A 24,190-nucleotide genomic window follows, 5' to 3' on the forward strand; every position below is an offset into this window, starting at 1 on the left:
GGCCAGGTGCGCTTGCGCACACTTCGGAGTCACCTTGCCGGACGGCTCGTCTGGTCGCGCCACATGGCGAGAAGCCCGCCGATTCCCGGGACGACCGCGAACCAGCGGGCGCTCGGCGAGGCGTCGGTCCTGGCCAGCAGAGTGGTGGCGACGACGACGAGGTAGGCCATGCCGTGCAGCGGGCCGACGATCGTCGCGACCGCCTTGGTGTGTGTGGTGAGCAGGTTGACCAGCAGGATCACGAGGGAGACGGCCTCGGCCCAGGCCGCGATCCGCAGCGCGCGCACCAGCTCACGCTCCCACGGTCGAGCCGGGGCGGACGATCATGAGGACGACGACCACCGCCCACAGCAGGTTGTAGATCCCGGCGAGCATGGAGAGCGTGCGCAGCTGCTTGCCGTCGTCTGGTTCGGCGAGGGCTTCGCGTTGGCGCGGATAGATCTGCAGGGCCAGCAGGCCGCCCGCCGCGGCGGTGAGGACCATGGAGACCATGATCCAGATTTCGCCCGTCCGGCCTTGGACGGTGGCCAGGACGATCCCGACGAGGGGCACGACGACGCCGAAGACACCGTAGCCACGGGTGATGCGGTGCAGCGCGACGGCCACGGCCCGATTCCGCTCCCCCGAGGCGTCCGCCGACAGCTCAGCGGTGCCACCCCCGACGACCGCACCCGCAGGCACGTCCCCGACAGCGGGGCCTGCAGCAACGCCGGCGGTGACCGGTGCGTAGCGGGAGAACAGGCTGGCCGCGACGGCCGAGCCCCCGACGAACACGATGCCGGCAAGCACATGAACCGACAGCAACACGGCTTCCATGGATTCTTCCTCACAATCCTTCAGGCAGCCTAAAGCTTAACAGAAAGCTTCAGTCTGCTTGAAGGTTGCTGGGGTGCGAAGAGTCACCTAGCCGGGCGGAGCCGCCTCACGAACGGGTCAACGCATGGAAGAACTAACCCGGCCAGCGGGCCCCGCGAACAGGTCAGGGTGTTGACAAACCCACGTGATTCGCACAGTCGGCACAGCGCGTGGAATGACCACGCGGCCAGCTGGGTCGCGCCGACAACGGGTCAGGGTGCGGAGAAGCCCTTGAAGGCGGCGCGGACGGCGTCGGCGACCTGCCGTTGAATCGGGTCCGCATCGGGGCCGAAGAGCCGATCGTCGACCTCGGACGCCGCCTCTTGGGCCGCCTGGAGGAGACGCGCGCCGTCAGGGGTGATCTCGATGGTCGAAGCAGCGCCGGCACGGGCGGTGTTATCGCGCACCAGCCCCGCACCGGCGAGCACCTTCACCGCGGCGTGGACGCTCTGGACCGTGGTCCCCGACATCCGCGCCAGATCGCTGAACGACACTCCTGGCACGCCCGCGATGTGACCGAGCAGCCCGAGCCTGCTGACCGTGAGATCGAGCGACGCGAGGGCGGCGTTGAGCTCGGACTCGATCCGGCGCGCCAACGTGAGCAGCACGATGGAAACGCTCGTGGGCGGGCTGGGGCGGTCGTTCTCGATACTCACGCCCTCAGTCTCCCCCACCACGCCTCCAGAGACCGCCGCCATGTCACCAGACGGCCGACCCAGCCTCCCGCCCCTGGCTCTTCAAGTACCTTCAGCCGCCCCACTCCGCGCCAGCGGCTCCGTCGAGCAGCCCACGAAGCGCCCCACCTCTCCAAGGCCCAGCCTTCCCCCGGCCCTCCAGCCGCCCCGCCTGCCGGCCCACAAACGGCTGAGTCTCCAGGGCTCCTGCCTTCTCTGCCCTTCTCAGCGGCCCCCAGCTCACCGCACCGGCGGCCCGTCCTCGAGACTGGCTTTCGCCGCCACTCCTCAGCAGACCACTCCCCCGATCCAGCGGCCCGACGCCGAGGCCAACGTTCCCGGACCTTCGGCAGCCCCGTCCCCGGTCCAGCGGCCCTGGGTGGTGCGGGTCAGGTCTCGTGTTGGGGGATGTAGTCCTGTTCGGAGAGGCCGAAGGTCCAGGCGACGCCTTCGCGGGCGCGCCGCACCCATGGCGGCACTCGCAGGAAGTAGGTGCGGCGGGTGCCGTCGGGCTCCGGTGTGGAGTTGACGACCTCGACCATGGCCACCGGCTCGTCGTCGAGCAGTTCGATCCGCCACAGGACGCCGGTCTCGTCGGAGTGCTGCGGCTGCGCGCCCGACTCGGCCAGGTAGCGTTCGAGGCCGAAGTGCTCCAGCATGACGCGGCGCAGCTCCGCGTTCTCCTCGTCGCGGATCCGTTCGGGGGTGAGCTCGCTCATCGTCGCCCCGAACTCGGCGGGGACGGGCATGCCGTGCCAGGCGTTCAGCGCGAACCCGTCGGAGAAGGCCATCGCGGGACCGTCGGCCCGGTGCAGCCGCCCCAGGTCGTCAAGGTGCAGCTCCGCCGGACGCTCGGTGACGATCGCCAGCCGCTCGTACGGCCACCACCACCCGGACGCCTCGGCCGCCCGCTTGAGCCCGTCGAGGCCGTCGAACGCCGACAGCCAGGGCGCCTCGTGCTGGCCGAGCACCGCGTCGAGGGTGACGTGCCGCAGGTCCTCACCGAGGTCGGCGACCGAACGGCGAAGGTCGGCGACGATCCGGTTCACCTGCGGCCAGAGCCGCCCCCCGGTCTCCGCCCACAGCGCCGCCCACCCGGCTGGGCCCAACTCGGCGTGGGCCGCCGTCCGGGCCCGCTCCCACGGCACGGTCCGGACCGCATCACGCACAGACCGCCCCGGGTCGAACCCCTCCCGCCCGGACAACACCTCCAACTCACGCAGCAACCCCTCCCAGCTGAACGCCTCACCCTCGACGGGCCCGGCCACCTGTTCCACCCCACCGGACGAGCCGGTGCCGACGGATGCCCCGGCTCGGGCCGAGCTTCCAAGGCCGGCCGACGCGCCCGGGACAGTCGGCCTCCCAGGGACGGTGGAAGGTTCAGGGCCGGCGGGCATCCCGGAGCCGGTAGGGGCGCCAAGGGCAGCGGCTGCCTCGGCGGGAGCCTTGAGATCGGCGGACGTCTCGGGGGCTGCGGGAGCCTTAAGGTCGGCAGGTGCCCCGGGGCCCGCGAGTGTCACATGCTCGGGAAGTGAGCGGAGGACGGTCTGTTTCAGGCGTTCGCGCAGCGCGGCGTCGCCCGTCAGCCAGGCCGCCGCGACCGCCCCCGCCGCCGGCGAGCCGAGCGTGATGATCCACTCCGGCTCCGGCAGCCCGGCCTCGCGGTACGCCTGCCGTACGCCCGCCTCGGCGTCGCCTCCCGCCCCGGTGGCGAAGGCGACCCGCTCCCATGACAAGGTCTCCATCAGTCGGCCACCACCCGGTACGACCCCGGCACGTACTCGCGCTGCCGCACCACCCGGTACCAGCCCTTCGGCAGGGAGATCGGATCATGCTCCTCGTGGACGACCCTGCCGCCCTCGGGCAGGTGCAGGTAGCCGCCGGACAGGGTGCCGGGCCCGGGGATCGCGTGGCAGTGCCCGGTGGCCTCGCCGTAGGCCAGTACCAGCCTGCCGCGGGCGTCGCGCGGCTCCGGACGTAACGTGCGCGGCGCCGTCTCCTCAGGCACCGGCATGATCAGGATGTCGCCCTGTCGGTACATCGACCAACCTCCATCGCGTCGGGGGATGATCGAAAGCTATCGACCGCCACCGACAGTTCCGGCCCACCGAACGTCCCCCACAGAACAAGCCGCACCACCCCGGCCGACGCCACACAACGGACGCGAAGCCACTGATGCGGCGAGGCGGCGGGAGCGAAGAGGCACCGAGACGAAGAACCCGAGGTTGTCGGCGCAAGGGGTTCCGTGCTCGACCACCGGGCTCCCACAGGTCTGTGGGAGCCCGGTGGCGGATCTACCGGTTCACGGGAACGGTGACGTCACTCCTGAGGGGCGGACGCCGAGCCCGGTTACGCGGGCAGGATCGCGCCGCTCCACAGCAGAACGGCGTCAGAGTAGACCTGCCCCAGTTCGCCATCGAAGTACGGAGAGAGGCTCGTGTCGTAACGCAGGTTGCGATCGGTGTCGGCGACGCTGACGGTGATGCCGTTGAGGTAGCCCATGCGGCTGCTGTTGTTATAGCGCACCAACCAGGAGGAGCCGAGGGAGCCTTCACCGGTGAACGGGGAATCGACGGCGATGAATTCCTCAGCCTTCAAGCTGGGGACCGTGGCGGTGGTCATGCGACCGCTGGACGATTCGATGGTCTCACCTGTGTAGGGCCGCTTGCCGTCGGGATGAGGGCCGGCCGGGTAGCCGAAGACGTCGACCGAGGAGGCCAGCGGCTGGTTCCAGGCCATGCCCTGTCCGCCGACGTTGTCGCCCAGCCTCCCGAAGTTGGTCAATCCACCTGAGGGAGAGGAGACGACGCCGCTGTAGACCACGACGAAGGCGTAGTCGCGGTCGTAGTCGTCGTACGTAGTGAAGTCGTAGTGCGTGTAGGCCTGCTTTCCGACGTAGAGACCCCATGGAGTCGTGCCGTCGGAGTAGCCGGGTACGAAGACCCACTTGTCGAGGGTGCTGCCGGGGCGCTGGGTGTCGTACCCGCAGTGCCCTGCGGTTGCCACGAGGTTGTGGTATTTCGATTGCACGGAGGTGCCCGTGCACCAGTGCGGCTGGCCGTCGGCGCCGATGAAGAACACCTTGCCCGCGGTGGTGGGCGTCTTGGCGCCCACCACGCCTGAGGTGGACGGAGGCAACGGCTCGATGGTGACGGGCTTGTTATCGGGGGAGACGCCGCCGCGGGGAAGGGCTAGGTCGACGGCGGTCTGGACGTTGTACGGAGTCGCGTTCTTCAGGTTGGCGCCGCCATCGCCAAGCCAGAACGTCGCGACCTCGACAGCGGCGCCTTGAGAGGAGACCAGAGGGTCGGTCTTCACGCTGAACGCCTCGGCGGGCGCGGCCACGAGACCGGAGGCCAGCAGGCCGACGGCTAATGCAACTAGTGTTCGCTTCATCTCATCATCTCCAGATACGCTCGGGAGCACGCGGCGATAATTCGAACAGGTGATCGCCACTGAGAGTAGACGCTACCTGTCCGACTCATGATGATCAACGGGTTTGTGAGCCGTCTGTAAACCACTGTGAGATGACAGGTCGAGGGGCGGGCGGGTAGAGCTGCTCCATCAACCACCCGGAGGTGCACGACCTGGGCGCCCCGAAGGAGTCGCCCTTGCCGCCTGCGAGCTCCAGGGGCGGGGAATCGCGGCCGGCAGATTCCACGCAGAAGCACCTGGTGGGAGGCGGTGGCAGCGGTCATTTCGGTGGCGAGCCCGGGAGGCGGTGGCAGCGGATCGTACGGCTTGGAGGCGGTCAGGTCCGGTGGCGGGCTCGGGAGGCGGCGGCGTGGGCTCGGTTGGCGCAGCGGGTCGAGCAGAACTGGCGGCGTCCGGGCCGGCTGCGGTCGACGAACGCGTCGCGGCAGGGCGAGGCGGCGCACAGGCGCAGGCGCTCCCAGTCTCCGTCCGCGGCGAGGTCGAGCAGTTCGCGGACGGCGCGGACGGCCAGCCGCGCCGCCAGCCCCGCCTCGTCGGACGCGATGAGCCGCAGTTCCGGAAGGCCGCCGGCGTCCTGGACGAGCGCGCGCAACGGCAGGTCGGCGGCCCAGCGGGCGAGGGCGGCGGTGCGCCCACCGGGCTCGGCCAGGAGGACGGCACGCAGCCGCTCGCGCACCGCCCGAACGGCGTCGAGGTCGCCCCTGTCCAGGCCCGCCATGGACGTGGCAGGTCTGCCTGCGGCGGTCGTGTCCGGCGGTTCGTGGAGTTCGTGGCAGAAGCGGAGCAGAGCCGCGACGTCCGGTAGCCGTTCCGGGTCGTCGAGGTACTCGTCCCACGTGTTGGCCAGGTCGATGGCCACCAGGCCCGTCTCGGCGTACTGGCGCATCCCGCCCACCTCCTGTTAACGTCACGACTATGAACACAATAACCCCTGACAGCCGCTACGCCGTCCTCGACGCCCCATCCAACCTCGGCCTGCGCCCGCCCGCGCCCGACGTGATCCCCGGCACCTACAAGGCCCCGTGGGCGCTGCGCGACGCCGGCCTGGTCGAACGGCTCGGCGCGCACGACGCGGGAGCGGTCGTTCCGCCCCGGTACGTGGCCACCTGGCAGCCTGGTGACGGCGTCCGGAACGGGCGGGCGATCGCCGCGTACACCAGGAAGCTGGCCGGGCGGGTGGCCGCGATCCGCGAGTCGGGCAGGTTCCCCGTGCTGCTCGGCGGCGACTGCTCGATCGCGCTCGGCCCGGCCCTGGCGCTGCGCAGGACCGGCCGGTACGGCCTGGCCTACGTCGACGCGCACCCCGACTTCCGCCACCTCGGCAACTCCCCGCACGTCGGCGCCGCCGCCGGCGAGGACGTGGCCCTGGTGACCGGCCGAGGCGACGACTACCTCACGGACATCGACGGCCTGCGCCCGTACGTCAGGGACGAGGACGTGATCGTGCTCGGCGTCCGCGACGAGGAGGACATGCGCGACTTCGAGGGCTCCGGCGTGGCGTTCGCGTCCACCGCGGACATCGTCGCGGGAGCCGGGCTGGAGGCCGCCAGGAAGGTGCTCGCCCGCGACGACCTGGACGGCTTCTGGATCCACCTGGACGTGGACGTCCTCGACCCGTCGGTGCTGCCGGCCGTCGACTCGCCCACCCCCGGCGGCCTGGACCCCGCCCAGCTCTCCGGCCTGCTCCGCGGCCTGCTGGAGCTGCCGGGAGCGGCCGGGCTGGAGGTCTCGATCCTCGACCCGGACCTGGACGAGGACGGCTCCCAGGCCGCCCTGATCGTGGACGTCCTCACCGAGGCCCTGACGACGGCCCCGACGACGGCCCCGACGACGGCTCTGACCACAGCCGCGGCGCCCGCGCCGGGTCGGCGATGATCTGCTGGATGACCAGCCCGGCGGCCCCCAGGACGGCGGCGTCCGCTCCGGTCTCCGACACCGCGAGCGGCGGCGGGACCCTGCGCATCTGCCCGAGCCGGGCGGAGAGCGTCGCCCTGACGTCCCCTTCCAGCCAGGGGAACAGGGGCGCGTACACGCCGCCCAGCACGATCATGCCGGGGTCGAGCAGGTGGACCGCCGAGGTGAGCGCGAGTCCGAGCGCCCGCCCGGCCTCCGCGCAGCCCGCCAGGGCCGTCCGGTCGCCGGCTTCCAGCAGCGCCACCAGGTCGGCCATGGACGCGGCGCCGCCGAGCAGGGCGTCCTGACCCGCGTACACCTCCAGGCAGCCGCGCCCGCCGCACCTGCAGGCGGGCCCGTCGGGCGTGACGACCACGTGGCCCAGCTCGCCGGCCAGGCCGTGCGTCCCGCGGAAGACGGAGCCGTCCACGACGAGCCCCGCGCCGATGCCGATCTCGCCGGACACGTAGAGGAAGTCCGGCTCCGCCGAGCCGAACCACAGCTCCCCCAGCGCGGCCAGGTTCGCCTCGTTCTCGACGGCGAGCGGCAGGTCGAGCAGGTCGGACACGCGCACGTCCCGCCAGCCGAGGTGGGGGGCGTTGCACAGCAGGCCGTCCTGTACGGGGCCGGGCACGGCGAGCGCGGCGCCGGCGATCCGCAGCCCTGAGCGCTCGGCCTCGGACGTGGCCGCGTCCGCGAGCTCGCGCAGCCGCCGCAGCGTGTCGTCCGGACGGGAGTTGCGGTTGTCGACCGGCAGGGTGCGGCGCAGCCGTACCGCGCGGGTGAGGTCCACGACGCAGACGGCCAGGTAGTCGACGTTGATCTCCAGGCCGAGCGTGGCCACCCGGTGGCCGCTCAGGCTGACCGCCACACCGGGCCTGCCGCGCTCGCCGTCGCGCACCGCCCCCGACTCGACCGCGACTCCGCTCTCCAGCAGGTCCGCCACCAGCGTGGACACGGTCGTCTTGGTCAACCCGGTCAGCTCGGCGAGCGCGGCCCTGGTGAGCGGCCCGCCCCGGTGCAGCTCCCCGAGCACGACGGCCAGGTTGCGGGCGCGCATGGAATCGTGCCGCACGCCCGTTGACGAGATCACGTCCACCTCCCAGGATTATGTGCAGATTATGGACTAAATGTGCGAGAAGGGGTCACTGCATGCCCACGTTCTCTCCCACGCCCGATGATCGCTTCACCTTCGGCCTGTGGACGGTCGGATGGCAGGCCCGAGATCCGTTCGGCGACGCCTCCCGCCCGCCGCTCGACCCGGTGGAGAGCGTCCACCGGCTGGCCGAGCTGGGCGCGTACGGCGTCACCTTCCACGACGACGACCTGCTCGCGGTCGAGCCCGACCGGGAGCGGGCGGTCGCGGCGTTCCGCAAGGCGCTCGCCGAGACCGGCATGAAGGTGCCGATGGCCACCACCAACCTCTTCACCCACCCGGTCTTCCGCGACGGCGCGTTCACCAGCAACGACCGCGACGTCCGCCGGTACGCGCTGCGCAAGGTGCGCCGCAACCTGGACCTGGCCGCCTCGCTGGGCGCGCGCACGTACGTGTGCTGGGGCGGGCGCGAGGGGGCGGAGTCGGACGCGGCCAAGGACGTCCGCTCGGCGCTCGACCGCTACAAGGAGGCGCTCGACCTGCTCTGCGCGTACGTCAAGGAGCAGGAGTACGACATCCGCTTCGCGATCGAGCCCAAGCCGAACGAGCCGCGCGGCGACATCCTGCTGCCGACGATCGGACACGCGCTGGCGTTCATCGACGAGCTGGAGCACCCGGAGATGGTGGGACTCAACCCCGAAGTCGGGCACGAGCAGATGGCCGGGCTGAACGTCGTGCACGGCATCGCCCAGGCGCTCTGGCACGGCAAGCTGTTCCACCTGGACCTCAACGGCCAGCACGGCCCCCGCTACGACCAGGACCTGGTGTTCGGCCACGGCGACGTGAAGAGCGCGTTCTTCCTGGTGGACCTGCTGGAGCACGGCGGCTACGAGGGCCCGAGGCACTTCGACTACAAGCCGCTGCGCACCGAGGACCCCGAGGACGTGTGGGTGTCGGCCGCCGCCAACATGCGCACCTACCTGATCCTGCGCGAGAAGGCGCGGGCGTTCCGGGCCGATCCCGAGGTGCGGGAGGCGCTGCGCGCCTCGCGCGTGGACGAGCTGGCGACCCCCACGCTGGCGCCCGGCGAGACCCTGGCCGACCTGTCGGACGACGGCTTCGACCCGGACGTGGCCGCCGAGCGCGGCTACCACTTCAGCCACCTCAACCAGCTCGCCCTGGAGCATCTGCTGGGCGTGCGAGGGGCGGCCTGATGACCGGCGTCCAGCTCTACACCGTCAGGGACCAGCTCGCCGCCGACCGCGACGGCACGCTGCGCAGGATCGCCGGCATCGGCTACGACTCGGTCGAGCCGTTCGACCCGATGGCCGACCCGGCGGGCTTCCGCCAGGTGGCCGACGACCTGGGGCTCAGCGTGTCGAGCACGCACGCGTACGCGCTGCTCGGCCAGGAGTCCGGCCCGGTCTTCGACGCCATCGCCACGATCGGCACCGACCTGGCGATCATCCCCGGCGGCATCGCGCACGAGGAGTTCACCACCCACGACGGCCTGTCGCGCACCGCCGACCTACTGAACGGCCTGGCCGAGCAGGCGGCGGAGCACGACGTGCGGATCGGCTACCACAACCACTGGTGGGAGATCGAGCCCAGGATCGACGGCAGGCACGCCCTGGAGGCGCTGGCGGACCTGCTGGCCCCCGAGGTGTTCCTGGAGGTCGACACCTACTGGGCGGCGGTCGGCGGCGCGGACGTGCCCGACCTGCTGCGCGGCCTCTCCTCCCGCACGCTGGCCCTGCACGTCAAGGACGGACCCGGCGTCAAGGACGCGCCGCACACGGCCGTGGGCGCGGGCGTCATGCCGGTGCGGGACATCCTCGCCGCCGCGCCCGGCGCGCTGCGGATCGTCGAACTCGACAGCTGCGAGGGGGATGTCTTCGCCGCCCTCGCCGACAGCCACGCCTATCTGGAGGCCTCTTGACCAGCGGACCGGTGGGCGTCGCCGTCGTCGGCGCCGGCGTGATCAGCGGCCAGTACCTGCGCAACCTCACCTCCTTCCCGGACGTCCGGGTGCTCGGCGTCGCGGACCTCGACGAGGACCGGGCCGCCGCCGTCGCGCGGGAGCACGGGGTGCCCGTCTCCGGCTCGCTCGACGCCGTCCTCGCGGTGCCCGAGGTGGAGATCGTCGTCAACCTCACCATCCCGGCGGCGCACGCGCAGGTGGCGCTCGCGACCCTGCGCGCGGGCAAGCACGTGTACGGCGAGAAGCCGCTGGCCCTGGACATGGATGAGGCCGCGAAGGTCCTCGCGGAGGCCGGCGACCGGGGGCTGCGCGTCGGCAACGCCCCCGACACCTTCCTCGGGGCGGGCATCCAGTCGGCCTTACACGCGCTGCGCTCCGGTCTGATCGGCGAACCCGTCGCGGTGTCGGCGGCCACGCAGGGCCTCGGCCCCGAGAGCTGGCATCCCAGCCCCGAGTTCCTCTACCAGCGCGGGGCCGGCCCGCTGTTCGACCTCGGCCCCTACTACCTGACCACGCTCGTCGCCCTGCTCGGGCCCGCCTCCCGGGTCGCGGCGGGGGTCCGTCGGGCCCGAGCGCACCGCGTCGTCGGCTCGGGGCCGAAGGCGGGGACGGCCTTCCCCGTCGAGGTGCCCACGCACGTCAACGCGCTGGTCGACTTCCCGGGCAGCGCGACGGCCGCGGCCACGTTCAGCTTCGACTCGTCCGTCAACCGGCGGATGATCGAGATCATCGGCACCGAGGGCGCGCTGTCGCTGCCGGACCCCAACACCTTCGACGGCCCGCTGCACGTGCGCGGCCCGCACGACGCCGACTGGCGGGAGCAGCCGCTCGCCGGCACCACCGCGGGGCGCGGGATCGGCGTCCTGGACCTGGCCAGGTCCCTGCGCGCGGGAACCCCGCACCGCGCGTCCGGCGAGCTCGCGCTGCACGTCCTGGAGCTGATGGCGGCCATCAGCGACTCGGGAGAGCAGGGCGAGTTCCAGCGTCTCCGCTCCACGGTCACCTCGCCCGACCCGCTCCCCGCGGACTGGGACCCGCACGCCGCCACCCTCTAGCGCATCACGTAGCCGCTCCTGCTGGAGCGGCCCGCGCCGTTGGTCGCGGCGACGGAGATCCACGCACCGCCCGCGTCGCCGAACGCGAAGGGCGCCCAGGCGTGACCGCCCCGCTGCTCCAGCGGGGCGGTCACGCTCTTCCCCTGGTACGTGACGCGCAGCGTGCCGCCCTTCAGGTTGTAGCCCTCGACCGCGATCCCGTCGCGCCCGTCCACGCTCTTCCTGGACGCGTCCACGATGATCGGCTCGTTCCATCCGGAGGCCAGGGTGTCGCTCAGGGAGGGCCTGGCGAAACCGTCCTGGCAGGTGAAGAACGGGTCCCAGCCGTAGGAGATGATCTTGGAGGTGAACGGGGCCGCGGCCGCGACCTGCCGGTCGATCCGGCCCTTGGCGGTGCGCCCCCTGAGCGGCAGCGGATCGGCCCGTCCGCACTCGCCGGCCACCTGGGTGGGCTCGAAGGACTCGACGTTCGCCCACAGCTCCACCCCCGGCAGGGGACGGCTCGCCGCCGCCGCGAAATAGTCGCGCGTGGGGCCGTAGTAGGCCTGCCTGTTGGTCACGTCCCCCACCATCGGGGCCAGCCTCGGGTCCACCCTCGCGTCGCTCTCGTCGGCTCCGTAGACCGGCGCCTTCCCCGTGCCGCGCCCGTCCTGCGCCGCGATCGCCATGGGCGCGCCCGCCCGCGTCGCCGCGATCTCCTCCAGCCCCCGCGCCACCTGCCCGGGCGGGAAGCCGTGCGTCCTGCGGGCGTCGAAGTAGGGGCTGACCAGGATCTTGCCGCCGGGCAGCGCGGCGGCGACGACCGCGTGCTGGGCGGTGTACAGGGCGAGCGTCGGGTCGGACCTGGGCCGGTCCTTCATGGCCAGCTCGAACGACTGGTACACCCCGCCGAACGCGGGTGAGGCCGCGTACCGCTGCCGGTAGTCGGACAGCACCCGCTCGGTGAGCCTGTCGAGCGCGGTCAGGTGGGCGAGATCGGGCAGCCACGGCCGGGCGATGTCCTGCGGCGCGGCGGGCAGGCCGGGGAACACCTTCATCCCCAGCGTCGCCGCCTCCGCCAGCAGGTTCCCGACGCCGTCGCCGTCCGTCGCGACCAGGACGAGGTCGTACGCACTGTCGTCGCAGGACCCGCCCAGCAGCAGGCGGTAGTAGACGCGCCCGCGGCTCTCGATCCGGCGGTCCAGCCCGGGGCAGCGTAACAGCACGGGCCCGAACAGCTCGTTCACCGCGTACCCGTAGACCTGGCGGATCGTCTTCCCCCGGACCGCGTCGCGGGCCGCCAGGTAGCACGGCCTGCCGCCGTCCACGCAGTCGGCGAAGTCGGGATCGACGCTCCCCTCCCTGAGCAGCCGTCCCGCGCCGTCGACCGCGCTCGGCACCAGCCGGGGTCCGAACGTGATCAGCGTGTCGCCGCCGATCCCGTGGATCGCCTCGACCGTCCGCCGGGTCACGCACCGGTCGGGACGCGGCACCAGCCAGTACCCCGTGATCGGGTAGGGGGTCGCCACCCGCGGGTCGGGAGGCGGGCACTCCCCGGGGGCGTACCGCGCCGACGCCCAGCTCTCCGGCACCACGATCCCGAGCACCGCCGCGACGGCCACCACCCAGCGCAGGACGCGACCGGCCCGCTGCCCAACCACCACGTATCCCCCCGCACCAGGACGCTGTGCCTCAATCCTGCCCTGTGTGCGGGTGTGCCTCTAGAACCACTGCTCCTTGTCGACGACGTTGACCAGGTCACGTCCCTCGGCGAAGCGGCGGGCGTTCTCCAGCAGGACCGCGAAGCGGCGCTCGTCCGCGTGCGGCCCCGACCCGGCGACGTGCGGGGTGAGCAGCACGTCGGTCCGCTGCCACAGCGGGTGCGACGCGGGCAGCGGCTCGGTCTCGAACACGTCCAGCGCGGCGCCCCTGAGCCGCCCGGCCTCCAGCGCGGCGACCAGGTCGTCCAGCCTCACGATGGCGCCGCGTCCCACATTCACCAGGTACGCGGACGGCTTGAGCAGCGCCAGCCGCCCGGCGTCCATCAACCCCTCGGTCTGCGGCGTGTGCGGGACGGTGAGGATCACCAGGTCCGCCTCGGGCAGCAGGTCGTCCAGCCGGTCGGCGGGGAGGATGCCGGGGCCAGTGCGGCGGGCGTCCACGCCGACCACCCGCGTCCCGAACGCCTCCAGCAGCCTGCGCACCTCCGCCCCGACCGCGCCCACCCCCACCACCAGCGCGGACGTCTCCGCCAGCGCCAGCACCGCGCCCGGGTCCCAGTCTGGTTCCCACCGCGCCGCCGCCTGGTCGCGCACGTACCGCGGCACGTTCCTGGCCAGCGCCAGCACGAGCGCCAGCGTGTGCGCCGCCACGTGGTCGGTGTACGTGTCGCGCATGTTGGTGACCTGGACGGGATGCTCGACCAGCCCTCGGTGGTAGAAGCCCGGAGGCGGGCCCGCCTGCGGCGCCTGGAGCCAGCGCAGCCGGCCCGCGTGCCGGAGCAGCTCGGCGGGCAGCGCGCCGTAGGCCGCGTCGGCCTCGCGCAGCGCGTCCGCGGCCTCCTCGGCGGTGTCCGGCCGCAGCACGCGCAGCCCCGGAACGGCCTGCGCCAGCCGTCCCGGCCACGAGGCGGTGGCGTCCTGCTGAGGCGGCAGCATCGCCAGGGTGAAAGTCATCTGTCCTCCATGCCCGTCGCGGCGGATCTCGCTCGCGCCCGCCTCCACGAGCCGGGCCACGCGGGCGGCGGAGCCCCTTCCACCACTCGGCCCGGGCCGGGAGGTAGGCCACCCGTTCCGGTAAGCGCTTACCGGTCCGAGGGTAGGGGAATCCGCCGCGAACGACCAGGGCGCTTCCAGGCGCTTCTCAGGCCGCCGAGCCCGCGATCCGGAACGGCACCTCGGCGATGTTCGACGTCACGCCGAGCTTGCGCAGGTCCTCGGCGTCGATGCGGCCGTCGCCGGTGAGGTCCTTCACCGTGTCAGGTGCGTCGTCGAGCACGCCGTTGCGGTTCAGGTCGCCCACGACCGCGACCGTGAGCACGCTACGGACGTCCTTTCCGAACAGCGGCTTGCCGACCAGCCACGAGTCCCACAGTTTCACCGCGTTGCCCGCCTTGTCCCGCTCGGCCACGCCCGTGACGTTGAACAGGTTGGCCAGGTTCGTGCCCGGTCCCGAGAAGCCGGTCGTCGTGGAGAGCAGCACCACCAGGCCGGGCAGCTTGTCGTCCTTGCCGGGGCCGAACGTCCCTGTCCCGCCCTGGGGGCCGGTGACCTGAGGCCCGCTCCACCCGGCCGCCTTGAGCCCGTCGCGGTAATCCACGGAGAGCTCCACCATCCAGGCGGCTCCTTCCACACCGGTCGCCGTATCGGCCTTCGGCGAGTGAACCTGCACGTGGGCGCGCCGCTCGGACCCGTTGCCCTGCTGGGCCAGCGCCGGCCCCGCGCTGGTGGCGGCGGCGGTCACGGCGAGTCCAAGCACCAGTGTCCCAACAACTGCTCGCATGACTGATCCCTTCTCTGTCGCTGATGACGAGGGGGTGTACGGAGGCGAGGCGGGTGGTGTTCAGGCGATGTCTGCTGCTGACTGGTGAACGACCAGCGGCCCTGCCCCGCCGGGTCATCGGCACGGATCTCCCTCAACTGCGCCGACTGATCCCCATACCGGATCGAGACCTTCGCCCGACCGTACGCTTCACGACGCTCCTGCAACGCCGCGTTGTACAACGCCCGATGATCATCCAGCATCGCCGCCAGCATGATCTGCTGCTTGACCGTGGGACGCAACAGGAACTTGAACGACCTACGCATCAACGCCCCCACCGTTGCCGGGGACACACTCGAACCAGGTCTCGATACAACCCTGCACGCTCGCCACGCTGGAGGATCCACTCCTCCAGCCGGGTTGTGACCCGGCCGCCCAGGACGCGGTGCTGGAACAGGGAGCACCACACCACGCGGTAGCCCAAGACGTACGCCGCACCGGGGGAAGTGCGCACCTGACGCGACACTCGATCACTATGAGATCCGCGCTCCTAGAAGCGCAGTGGTTTCTGAAGAAAGCCGAAATCCGCAGGTTAAGGCACACTCAGGCGCCAGAGCGCCTTCCCGCTCGGCATTCCCCGCTCCCGGAAGGAAGCGGGTACCCTGCCTTCCATTTGATGGATGAACGCCGCAGCGATTCGTTCCGTATGTCCATCGGAACGGCAGGAGGAGACGTGCGGCTGGATGACGAGGCCACCTTGCAGGCGGTCTATGACGACTACGGAGGCGAGCTGTTCGCCTTCGCCAGAAGGTCCCTGGGCGACACAGGGCTGGCCGAGGACGCGGTTCAGGAGACCTTCGTGCGGGCGTGGCGTAACGCGGGGCGATACGACCGCAAGCAGTCGTCTCCCCGGACGTGGTTGTTCGCGATCTGCAGGAACGTGGTGATCGACCTTTTGCGCGCGCGTTCCGTGCGACCGCAGCTCTCCGCCGTCCAGGAGACCGATGTGCCAGGGGACACCGACCTGGAGCAGTTGCTCCTCGGCATGCAGGTCGAAGAGGCGCTGCGGCGGCTGTCGCCCGAACAGCGGCACATTCTGGTGGAGGTGCACCTGCGAGACCGCGCTCCCGCCGAGGTCGCCGCCGAGTTGCGCATCCCCCCGGGTACGGTGCGCAGCAGGGTGTTCTACGCGCTCAAGGCGCTGCGCCTGGTACTGGAGGAGATGGGGTGGGACGGTGACTAGCTGCCGCGACTATCACTCTCTGCTGGGCATGCACGCGCTGGGACGCCTTCCGGATGCCGAGCTGGCAACCCTGCTCGCCCACACCGACGGCTGCCCCGGTTGCAGGGCCGAACTCGACTCCCTCGACCAGGTGGCCGGCGCCCTCGGTCACGCCAATCCCGACCGGGTCGCCTCTTCGCCCGCGCCGCCGCCGTGGCTGCGTGACAGCGTGGTGACCGCGGTCGGCGTCCAGCACCTGCGCCGACGCAGGCGCAGGCGCTTGCTGGCGTGGACCGGCGGGCTCGCGACCGCGGCGGCCTCGGCCGCCATCATCGCGACGGTGCTGGTGTCCGGTGCCGGAGGGCACACGGTGAGCTACGGGGCGCAGGGCATGCAGATTTCGGCCGAGCTGGACGCCCGCCAGTGGGGTACGGCCGTGAACCTGAAGGTCAGTGGCCTCGACAACGGTCAACGCTACCTGGTCTGGCTCGAACGAGGTGACGGCAGCCGGGTCCCCGCGGGCAGCTTCACCGCCAGAGGCATGGGATTGACCATGGAGCTTTCGGCGGCCGTTCAGGGGGACGACACGGTCGCCCTGGGTTTGAGTACCGTACCCGGCGGCCCGGCCGTCCTGCGCGCCCCGATCAGCCGCTGACGGGCCGGCCCCGCCGCTCGGGTGCGGCGGGGCCGTTCGGTCAGAATCCGGGGCGGTTGAGCGGGTCCTCGCTCAGTGGAAGAGGCTTCCGGCTCTGACCAGGTCCCACCGGGCCACCCGGGCTCCGAGTTGCGCGCCGGTCTCGTCGGAGAAGCGGAAGTGGATACCCGACCAGACGCGGCCGTTGACGTTGTCCGTGGTCAGCTGCCGCCACTCCGTATAGGTTCGCCGGGTTCCTTCCGGCCCGGTGATGGCGAACGGCGTCGTCTTCGGGCCGGCCAGTTCGTTGAGCACCTGTTCGGCGGCGCCCGCGTAGGTGGAGTGTCCGCCCGGGTACTCGGGATGCGGCGGGGTTGCGATCAGCGGCTCCCACGTCGTGTCGCCGCCCGCCCTGATCGCAGTGATCGGCCGCCAGCGGGTATAGGCGTATTTCGCGTCGAACACCGCGATCTGCGCATCCACCGTCACCGCATGGAAGACGGCGACCAGTTCGGCGCGCCTTGCAGGCGACTGCCCCGGCCGCGAGAGCGCCGCCCTCAGCGCCTGGGTGTAGCCGGACAGCGAGGCCTGGGACCAGAGTTTCGCGATCATGGTCTGCTCCGGCGTCCGGGCCGAAGCGTCCTTGACCCCGTACGTGCGTACCTCGTCGAGGTGCTTGAGGTATCGCGCCGAGTCGAGCGCCGGCGCGGGGCCGGGACGGAACCGGTCGGCCTGGCCGAGGAGGAACAGCTTGCCGCGCGCCTGCCCTGCCCCGACGGCGCTCTCCTCGCCGGGAGGGGTGGGGCGCCAGATCCCGGGCGCCGCGGGAGCGGGCGTGTACGCCGGGTTGACCGACGCGGGGTCGAGGCCGTCACCCGTCCGTTCCTCCAGGATTCTGCGGGCCTGCTCGCGCCCGGCCCGCACCCCCTTGTCCTTGGCGTTCCCGGCGGGGATGCGGGCGAGCGTGTCGGCCAGGGCCTGGTCGAGCGCCTCCGCTCGGCTGGGGACGAGCGCGATCAGCGCATCGTGCAATGCCTGCGCGAGCGCCGCCTCCTGGAAGTCGCGGGACGGATCGCCACGGCGCAGGGCGCGGCTCGCGGCGATCCAGCCGATGGCCCAGGCACGGCCGTTGGTGACCTGCGGGTTCTGCCGGGTCGAGGGCGGAACCGCCGACGTGTACACGTCGAACCATTCCAGGACCATATCAGTGCGCGCGGCGTGCGCGGGCCGGGCGGGCGTGGCCATCGTCAGGGCCGAGGTCACGATCATGACCCCGGCGAGGAGAGCTCCTCGTGGCATGGGGGTTCCCTTCTACGGGTCGTCGAGAGACGCAAGGGAATACGGATCCCAACCCATGCGCGTTGAGACCTGACCTGAACGCCTCCCAGCGCAAGGAGCGAAACCATGCACGTCGTCGTCACCAGGGGCACGGCAAGGTCGGGCGCGCAGCCACGCAGGCCCTGATCGCGGCCGGTCACGGGGTGACCGCGGTGGACCTCACCCGTCCCGTGTGAGAGCGGGTGAGATCTACGGAGGTCTCACCTTGTCATTGCCAACTCGGCCTATGACCTCGAAGACCACGGGCAGGGGTGACTGAACCGGGGAGCTTGACGGACGGCATTCACATCGGAGGGTGGAATGCGGATGCGACGCAACCTGAGCAGCCTCGCCGCAGCCGTGATTCTCGCCGTCGCCACCGCGGCGGGCGGCCTCGCCGGTAGCCCCTCGCCGCCATCGGCGCCAGAAGGGGCTCCGCTGCGTGACCCGCCGCAACTGGTGAGCCACCACGGACACCTGCGGACGCGGCTCGTCGTGGAACGGCGGCAGGTGGACGTGGCCGGCCGCAAGTTGTGGGCCCTGACCTACAACGGCCGGTACATGCCGCCCACGCTGCGGATCCGGCCGGGAGACCGGGTGGAGCTGGCGATGGAGAACCGGCTGGAGCCCTTCACGAACCTGCACGTGCACGGGCTGCACGTGTCGCCGAGGGGCCACTCCGACAACGTCCTCATCCACATCCACCCGCGTCAGACGTTCCACTACTCCTACCGTTTCCCGGACAACCTCCTCCCCGGCACCTACTGGTACCACTCACACGCGCACCCGATCTCGGGGCCGCAGGTCGCCGGAGGGATGTCGGGCGTCATCGTCGTCGAGGGGCTCAAGCGGTACCTGCCGCCGGGCCTGCGCGGCATCAAGGAGCACGTCATCGCCCTCAAGGACTTCCAGGTGCAGGGCGATGCGGTCAAGACCAAGGATCTGCACATCAGCGCGCCGACCAACCGGACGGTCAACGGCCAGCTGAACCCGGCCATCCACATCCGGCCAGGGGAGGTCCAGCTGTGGCGGCTGGCCAATGTCAGCGCCAACATCTACTACAAGGTCCACCTGCAGGGGCAGCCCTTCCAGGTCATCGCGCACGACGCCAACCCCGTCGACCGGATCTGGCCCGCCGACTCGCTCCTGCTCGCGGCCGGTGCCAGGTTCGACGTGCTCGTACGAGGCGGGCCGCCCGGCCGCACCCAGGTGCAGACGCTCCCGTACAGCACCGGGCCCGCCGGCAACACCTTCCCGCAGGCGACCCTGGCCACCCTGGTCTCCGAAGGCGCGCCGGTGCACCCGGAGGCCTTGCCCCCGACCTTCGCGCCGACGCAGGACCTGGGCCGCGCCACCGTCGCCGCCCGGCACACCATCGTGTTCTCCGAGAACACCGCCGGGACGAAGTACTACATCAACGGCAAACAGTTCGACATGAACCGGGTGGACATCCGGTCGAAGCTGAACACGGTCGAGGAGTGGACCGTCCGCAACGACAGCAACGAGGAGCACTCCTTCCATGTCCACACCAACGACTTCCAGCTGATGAGCATCAACGGCCGGCGGCATCAGGGCCACGGCTGGCAGGACACCGCGAGCGTGCTCCCCAAGGGGCAGATCGTGGTCCGGATCCGCTTCGCCGACTACACCGGAAAGACCGTCCTGCACTGCCACATCCTCAACCACGAGGACGCGGGCATGATGGCGATCCTTGAGATCGTCAAGTGACAGGGGGATCGCCATGAACGTGGGGCTCGGTCTGCCCATCGGTGACCCCGGCAAGCTGCGGTCCTGGGCCCGTCGTGCCGAGGACGGTCCTTTCACGACCCTGGCGCTGCTCGACCGTCTCGTGTACGACAACCCGGAGCCGCTGGTGACGCTGGCGGCCATCGCCGGGGCCACCTCGCGGATCCGGGTGATGACGGAGGTGCTCATCGTGCCCGTGCGCCAGACGGCCGTCCTGGCAAAGGAGGCCGCGACCCTCGATCGCGTCTCCGGCGGCCGCTTCACGCTCGGCATCGGAACGGGCGTGCGGGAGGACGACTTCCAGGCGGCACAGGCCGAGTACCGGGGGCGCGGCCGCCGTCTCGACGAGCAGATGACGGCCATGCGACGGGTCTGGTCAGGTGAGCCCTACAGCGAGGACATCGGCCCGATCGGGCCCGCACCCGCGCGTCCCGGAGGCCCCGAGGTGCTGTTCGGCGGATTCGTCCCGGCCACCGCCGACCGCGTGGCCCGATGGGGGGACGGGTTCCTGGGCGCGACGTTCTCCCCGGAGGAGATGGGCCGGTTCTTCCGCGGCGTCGAGAGAGCGTGGCAGGCGGCCGGACGTCCCGGCAGCCCCCGGCTGGTGGCCCAGGCCAACGCCGCGCTCGGCCCCGAGCCCGTCGTGGACGAGGCCCGGCGCGCCGTCCGCGCGTACTACGGCTTCGCCGACTACACGGACAACGTGGTCAACGGGATGCTGACCACGCCCGAGGCGGTCCGGCAGGCCGTGACCGCCTTCGGTGACGTCGGCGCCGACGAGGTGATGCTGTACTGCTGGTCCACCGACGTGGACCAGGTCGACCGCATCGCCTGCACCCTGCCCTGACGGCGACCTCGCAGCGGTCAGCGGGTGGCGGGAGGCAGGCCGGTGGCGGGGGTGGTGGCTGATGGCGGGTTCACGACAAGTCAGGACCTCGCCACATCCGTCACATAGACAACAGGAGATGACGACCATTAGGAAATCGGTAGTTTGCCTTACCGATTTCCTGGAGGTCGTCCATGCTGCATGGCTCGGGACGAGTCGGACGATGGCGGCGCGGGACGGCGGTGGCCGTCTCGGCGGCCCTGGCCGCCTCGGCGCTCGCGACGCCCGGCGTGGTCACGGGAAGCGGGGTGGCGTTCGCCGCCGCCTTACCGTCCGGGCCAGCGCCCGGCGGCGAGATCACGCTGATCACGGGTGACCAGGTGCAGGTCAGGGCCGTCGATGGCGGGCACAGGGCGGTGACGGTCACCCCCGCCCCGCGTGCGGACGGCTCGGTGCCGACCTTCCAGGTGCTGGAGACGGGCGGCGACCTGACCGTCATCCCGGACGACGTCGCGTCCCTCGTGCCGACGCGCCTGGACGACGCCCTGTTCAACGTGACGGACCTGGCCGAGGAGGGCTACGGGACGGCGATCCCGCTCATCCTCACCTACACGAAGAACGCGAAGAACGCGACGAAGGCCGCGATCCCGTCCGTCAAGCAGGTGCGCTCGCTGGAGAGCATCGACGGGGCCGGGGTGACGGTCCAGTCCGGGGAGGCGGCCCGGTTCGGCGCCGAACTGGCCCGGCTCGCCGCCCCTGGGGCCACGACCCGCGCGGCGGGACCGCTGGCCGGCGTGTCGAAGATCTGGCTCGACCGCAAGGTGGAGCCGGTGCTGGAGAACAGCGTCCCGCAGATCGGCGCGCCCGAGGCGTGGGCCGCCGGGTTCGACGGCACCGGCACGACCGTGGCCGTCCTCGACACCGGCGTCGACGCCGCGCACCCCGACCTGGCGGGGAAGGTCACCGGCCGACGCGACTTCACCGGCGAGAACGCGACCGGCGACCCCCACGGCCACGGCACCCACGTGGCCAGCACGATCGCCGGGTCGGGCGCCGCGTCCGACGGCCGCCGCAAGGGCGTGGCGCCCGGCGCCAGGCTGGTCAGCGGCAGAGTTCTCGGCGGCGACGGCTACGGCCAGCTGTCCTGGATCATCGACGGCATGGAGTGGGCGGCGGGCGAGCAGCACGCCGACATCGTCAACATGAGCCTCGGCAGCCGCGACGCCGGCGGGCCGCTCACCTCGGCCGTCTCCCGGCTCTCCCAGCAGTACGGCACCCTGTTCGTGGTGGCGGCGGGCAACGACGGCTGCGACAGCTGCGTCGGCGCCCCCGGCGACGCCCCCGAGGCGCTGACCGTCGGCGCCGTCGACCGCGAGGACAAGCTGGCCCCGTTCTCCAGCAGGGGCCCGATCGCCGCCGACCTGTCCGTCAAGCCGGACGTGACCGCGCCGGGCGTGCAGATCACGGCCGCCAGGTCGGGCGGCGGCATCGCCGACCCGTACGTCACGATGTCGGGCACCTCGATGGCCACCCCGCACGTCGCGGGCGCGGCCGCGCTGCTGCGGCAGGCCCGTCCCGGAATCACGGGGGCCGAGCTGAAGTCGCTGCTGATGGAGACCGCCAAGCCCACCCAGGGCACGCCGGTCGACTCGCAGGGGACCGGCAGGATCGACGTCGCCGCGGCGCTCAAGGGCCAGGTCGTGGCGACGCCGAGCGTGGTGAACCTCGGCAGGCTCGCCGAGGGCGCGGGCAAGAGCGCCGCGGTGACGTACCGCAACCTCGGCCAGACCCCCGTCGAGCTGGACCTGTCGAGCGGCGGCGGGTTCACGGTGGAGCCGGCGAAGGTCACCGTCCCCGCGTCCGGCTCGGCCGAGGTGAAGGTCACGCTCGACGGCGCCCAGCCCGGCCTGCTGCGCGGGGAGCTGAAGGCGAGCGTCGCGGGCGGCACAGCCGTGCGCACCTTGCTGACCGGCAGCGTCGAGCAGCAGCGCGTCGAGCTGCGGGTACGCGGCATCGCCAGGGACGGCCGCACCGCCCGCGGCGGGTTCACCGTGCTGAACCTGGACGAGGGCACGCTGGTCGGCCGCCTGCTCCCCGGTGACCCGTCGCAGCCGTGCACCGACCAGAAGTACGGCACCGGCACCTGCCTGCTCGTCAAGCCCGGCAGCTACTCGGTGCTCGGCCACATCTTCACCATGCCCGCCACCCAGGACAGCACCGCGAGCGGCAAGCCGCTGCACGAGAGCCTCGTCGGCGACCCGGAGATGAAGATCACCGAGAACACCGAGGTCGTCCTGGACGCCCGCAAGGCCGTCGAGGTCCAGGTCGAGACCCCCGACCACAGGACCAAACGGAACATGGGCGCCGCGGCGCAGCTCATGTGGTACCGCTCGGCCGGGCAGGGCACCGCGCTGCGCGGAGGCACCTACATCTCGCCCGGCGCGCAGGTCGAGGAGCGGCTGTTCGTCCAGCCGACCAGGAAGGTCACCAAGGGGACGTTCACCGTCGGCACCCGCTGGCGGCTGGAGGCCCCGGCGATCGCCTTCACCGCCCCCGGCGTCGAGCTGAACCCCGACTACTACGACCCGGTCTCGTTCAGCGACTTCGCCACGGAGTACCCGCGCCTGGACGGCACCCACCTGCTCCTCGCGGTGGACGCCGGCAGGGGCTCGGCCGACGAGATCAAGGCCCGCGACCTGCGCGGCAAGCTGGCCGTCATCCGCCGCACGCCCGGCGTGCCGGTCTCCACGCAGTCCAACGCCGCCGCCGCGGCAGGGGCCAGGATGGTCGCGATCTACAGCGACCAGCCCGGCTGGGACGTCACCTCCGGCGGCAGCGGCGTCAAGCTCGCCGTCCCGACCGTGCGGCTCACCCACGAGGAGGGGCTGAAGCTGGTCGAGCGGCTCAGGCGGCTGCCCGTGCCCGTCGTGGCCAAGGGCGTCGTCGCCAGCCCGTACGCCTACGACCTGTACCTGCGTGAGAAGGGCCAGGTGCCGGACGAGCTCAGGTACGTCGTCAGGGACCGGTCGCTGGCCAGGATCGAGACCGGCTACCGCAGCCAGCTCGCCGACGACGTGACGGTGAACGAGGCCCGGTTCGTCTTCGAGCCGTGGGACACCTCCTCGATCTCGACCAACCGTCCGATGGCCAAGGCGCCGCGCACCCGCGTCGACTACGTCACCCCCGACCCCGACCTGCGGTGGGCCACGTCGGCCGGCAGCCCGGAGCGCGCCTACAACAACATGTGGCCGCACGAGGAGACCCCGCGCATCGCCCTCAACGCGCCGGAATTCCGCGGCTACGAGGCGGGCGAGAGGCTCAGCCGGTCGTGGTTCAGGCAGCCGCTGCTGCCCGGGACCAACCCGCGCAACCCGCTGCGCAGGGAGGGCGACAAGCTGCGGATCTCGATGCAGGGGTTCGTGGACGCCGACCGCAACTACGGCGAAACCTACACCAACCAGTTCGCGCACGGCATGAAGACCGACTTCCGCCTCTACCGGGACGACACGCTGATCCAGCAGACGACCCACCTCCCGTCGGGGACCGTGTCGGTGCCGCCGGAGAAGGCGTCCTACCGGATCGAGTACGACCTGGCGAACGAGGCCACCTGGGCGGAGATGTCCACGCGCAACAAGGCCGTGTGGACGTTCGGCTCCCAGCACGCCGACTCGCCCACCACGGTGATCCCGCTGCTGATGGCCGCCTTCGACGCCCCGGTGGACCTGGAGAACCACGCGAGCTCGCGCAGGCTCGGCGTGTCGCTCTACCACCAGGACGGCTCCGAGCAGAGCGCCGTGAAGGAGGTCTCCCTGGAGGTCTCCTACGACGACGGCGCCACCTGGCAGGCGGCCCGTCTGCGGGCGAAGGGCGTGGGCGGCTACGAGACCACCCTGGACCGGCCCACGTCCGGCTTCGTCTCGCTGCGTCTCAAGGCCGCCGACGTCGACGGCAACACCGTGTCGCAGGAGGTGATCCGCGCCTACGCGCTGCGCTGACC

General features: G+C 71.6%; 22 protein-coding genes. 9 read left to right on the forward strand and 13 right to left on the reverse strand.

Translation table 11 applies throughout. From position 1 onward, the window contains the following. Positions 1 to 29: 29 nt before the first annotated feature. The 7 genes from ABT294_RS02790 to ABT294_RS02820 form a co-directional block, all read right to left on the reverse strand. Positions 30 to 287 carry a DUF3817 domain-containing protein gene (locus tag ABT294_RS02790; protein WP_350803063.1) on the reverse strand — a complete coding sequence of 86 codons (258 nt, stop codon included), beginning with the start codon at positions 285 to 287 and terminating at the stop codon, positions 30 to 32. Positions 288 to 291: 4 nt separating this feature from the next. Continuing rightward, positions 292 to 816 carry a hypothetical protein gene (locus ABT294_RS02795; protein WP_350803064.1) on the reverse strand — a complete coding sequence of 175 codons (525 nt, stop codon included), beginning with the start codon at positions 814 to 816 and terminating at the stop codon, positions 292 to 294. Positions 817 to 1,067: 251 nt separating this feature from the next. After that, complete coding sequence (locus ABT294_RS02800; RefSeq protein WP_350803065.1) at positions 1,068 to 1,511, reverse strand: MarR family winged helix-turn-helix transcriptional regulator; 444 nt, start codon at positions 1,509 to 1,511, stop codon at positions 1,068 to 1,070. 407 nt (positions 1,512 to 1,918) lie between these two features. Beyond that, positions 1,919 to 3,274, reverse strand: a complete 1,356-nt coding sequence (locus tag ABT294_RS02805) for a DUF6745 domain-containing protein (protein WP_350803066.1) — start codon at positions 3,272 to 3,274, stop codon at positions 1,919 to 1,921. Next, positions 3,274 to 3,570, reverse strand: coding sequence for a DUF8820 family protein (locus ABT294_RS02810; protein ID WP_350803067.1), 297 nt, complete (start codon positions 3,568 to 3,570; stop codon positions 3,274 to 3,276). The genes ABT294_RS02805 and ABT294_RS02810 overlap by 1 nt, the downstream gene beginning before the upstream one ends. Before the next feature lie 308 nt (positions 3,571 to 3,878). Then, on the reverse strand, positions 3,879 to 4,985 hold the full coding sequence (locus ABT294_RS02815) for a trypsin-like serine peptidase (protein WP_350803068.1): 1,107 nt from the start codon (positions 4,983 to 4,985) through the stop codon (positions 3,879 to 3,881). 295 nt (positions 4,986 to 5,280) lie between these two features. Then, positions 5,281 to 5,850: a CGNR zinc finger domain-containing protein gene (locus ABT294_RS02820; RefSeq protein ID WP_350803069.1), complete on the reverse strand. Its 570-nt coding sequence runs from the start codon at positions 5,848 to 5,850 to the stop codon at positions 5,281 to 5,283. Positions 5,851 to 5,879: 29 nt separating this feature from the next. Between ABT294_RS02820 and ABT294_RS02825 the strand changes: the two genes are divergently transcribed. Continuing rightward, positions 5,880 to 6,839 carry an arginase family protein gene (locus tag ABT294_RS02825; RefSeq protein WP_350803070.1) on the forward strand — a complete coding sequence of 320 codons (960 nt, stop codon included), beginning with the start codon at positions 5,880 to 5,882 and terminating at the stop codon, positions 6,837 to 6,839. Here the strand turns inward: ABT294_RS02825 and ABT294_RS02830 are convergent. Beyond that, complete coding sequence (locus ABT294_RS02830; protein WP_350803071.1) at positions 6,754 to 7,950, reverse strand: ROK family protein; 1,197 nt, start codon at positions 7,948 to 7,950, stop codon at positions 6,754 to 6,756. The two genes, ABT294_RS02825 and ABT294_RS02830, sit on opposite strands and share 86 nt — an antisense overlap. 59 nt (positions 7,951 to 8,009) lie before the next feature. Here ABT294_RS02830 and xylA point away from each other — a divergent pair, with 59 nt between their 5' ends. The 3 genes from xylA to ABT294_RS02845 are packed head-to-tail and all read left to right on the forward strand — an operon-like array spanning position 8,010 to position 10,989. Next, positions 8,010 to 9,167 carry a xylose isomerase gene (gene xylA, locus ABT294_RS02835; RefSeq protein ID WP_350803072.1) on the forward strand — a complete coding sequence of 386 codons (1,158 nt, stop codon included), beginning with the start codon at positions 8,010 to 8,012 and terminating at the stop codon, positions 9,165 to 9,167. After that, positions 9,167 to 9,892 (forward strand): sugar phosphate isomerase/epimerase family protein, encoded by a 726-nt coding sequence (locus ABT294_RS02840; RefSeq protein ID WP_350803074.1) that lies wholly within the window; start codon positions 9,167 to 9,169, stop codon positions 9,890 to 9,892. The genes xylA and ABT294_RS02840 overlap by 1 nt, the downstream gene beginning before the upstream one ends. Further along, the gene (locus ABT294_RS02845) at positions 9,889 to 10,989 is read left to right on the forward strand and encodes a Gfo/Idh/MocA family protein (protein WP_350803075.1); all 1,101 of its coding nucleotides are present in this window, start codon (positions 9,889 to 9,891) and stop codon (positions 10,987 to 10,989) included. Before ABT294_RS02840 ends, ABT294_RS02845 begins: the two co-directional genes overlap by 4 nt. Here the strand turns inward: ABT294_RS02845 and ABT294_RS02850 are convergent. From ABT294_RS02850 to ABT294_RS02865, 4 genes are all read right to left on the reverse strand, one after another. Continuing rightward, positions 10,986 to 12,629, reverse strand: a complete 1,644-nt coding sequence (locus tag ABT294_RS02850; RefSeq protein ID WP_350803076.1) for a DUF4434 domain-containing protein — start codon at positions 12,627 to 12,629, stop codon at positions 10,986 to 10,988. The genes ABT294_RS02845 and ABT294_RS02850 overlap by 4 nt on opposite strands. Before the next feature lie 60 nt (positions 12,630 to 12,689). Then, the gene (locus ABT294_RS02855; RefSeq protein WP_350803077.1) at positions 12,690 to 13,643 is read right to left on the reverse strand and encodes a D-2-hydroxyacid dehydrogenase; all 954 of its coding nucleotides are present in this window, start codon (positions 13,641 to 13,643) and stop codon (positions 12,690 to 12,692) included. 187 nt (positions 13,644 to 13,830) lie between these two features. Continuing rightward, positions 13,831 to 14,469 carry a hypothetical protein gene (locus ABT294_RS02860; RefSeq protein WP_350803078.1) on the reverse strand — a complete coding sequence of 213 codons (639 nt, stop codon included), beginning with the start codon at positions 14,467 to 14,469 and terminating at the stop codon, positions 13,831 to 13,833. Continuing rightward, positions 14,427 to 14,774, reverse strand: coding sequence for a helix-turn-helix domain-containing protein (locus tag ABT294_RS02865; RefSeq protein ID WP_350803079.1), 348 nt, complete (start codon positions 14,772 to 14,774; stop codon positions 14,427 to 14,429). Before ABT294_RS02865 ends, ABT294_RS02860 begins: the two co-directional genes overlap by 43 nt. A 407-nt stretch (positions 14,775 to 15,181) precedes the next feature. Here ABT294_RS02865 and ABT294_RS02870 point away from each other — a divergent pair, with 407 nt between their 5' ends. Continuing rightward, positions 15,182 to 15,691, forward strand: coding sequence for a sigma-70 family RNA polymerase sigma factor (locus ABT294_RS02870; protein WP_350803081.1), 510 nt, complete (start codon positions 15,182 to 15,184; stop codon positions 15,689 to 15,691). After that, positions 15,684 to 16,325, forward strand: coding sequence for an anti-sigma factor family protein (locus tag ABT294_RS02875; RefSeq protein ID WP_350803083.1), 642 nt, complete (start codon positions 15,684 to 15,686; stop codon positions 16,323 to 16,325). The genes ABT294_RS02870 and ABT294_RS02875 overlap by 8 nt, the downstream gene beginning before the upstream one ends. Before the next feature lie 72 nt (positions 16,326 to 16,397). Here ABT294_RS02875 and ABT294_RS02880 read toward each other — a convergent pair whose 3' ends face one another. Further along, positions 16,398 to 17,603, reverse strand: coding sequence for a vanadium-dependent haloperoxidase (locus tag ABT294_RS02880; protein WP_350803084.1), 1,206 nt, complete (start codon positions 17,601 to 17,603; stop codon positions 16,398 to 16,400). 345 nt (positions 17,604 to 17,948) lie between these two features. On the opposite strand from ABT294_RS02880, the gene ABT294_RS02885 reads away from it, so the two are divergent. The 3 genes from ABT294_RS02885 to ABT294_RS02895 all read left to right on the forward strand — a co-directional run bounded on the left by ABT294_RS02885 (position 17,949) and on the right by ABT294_RS02895 (position 24,188). Further along, on the forward strand, positions 17,949 to 19,349 hold the full coding sequence (locus tag ABT294_RS02885) for a multicopper oxidase family protein (protein ID WP_350803086.1): 1,401 nt from the start codon (positions 17,949 to 17,951) through the stop codon (positions 19,347 to 19,349). A gap of 13 nt (positions 19,350 to 19,362) precedes the next feature. After that, positions 19,363 to 20,214 carry an LLM class flavin-dependent oxidoreductase gene (locus tag ABT294_RS02890; protein ID WP_350803087.1) on the forward strand — a complete coding sequence of 284 codons (852 nt, stop codon included), beginning with the start codon at positions 19,363 to 19,365 and terminating at the stop codon, positions 20,212 to 20,214. A 173-nt stretch (positions 20,215 to 20,387) separates the two neighbouring features. After that, on the forward strand, positions 20,388 to 24,188 hold the full coding sequence (locus ABT294_RS02895) for a S8 family peptidase (RefSeq protein WP_350803088.1): 3,801 nt from the start codon (positions 20,388 to 20,390) through the stop codon (positions 24,186 to 24,188). Positions 24,189 to 24,190: the final 2 nt, after the last annotated feature.

Origin of the sequence: Nonomuraea sp. NPDC000554 (assembly GCF_040300065.1) — a bacterium.
In the GTDB taxonomy this organism is placed as follows: Bacteria; Actinomycetota; Actinomycetes; order Streptosporangiales; family Streptosporangiaceae; genus Nonomuraea.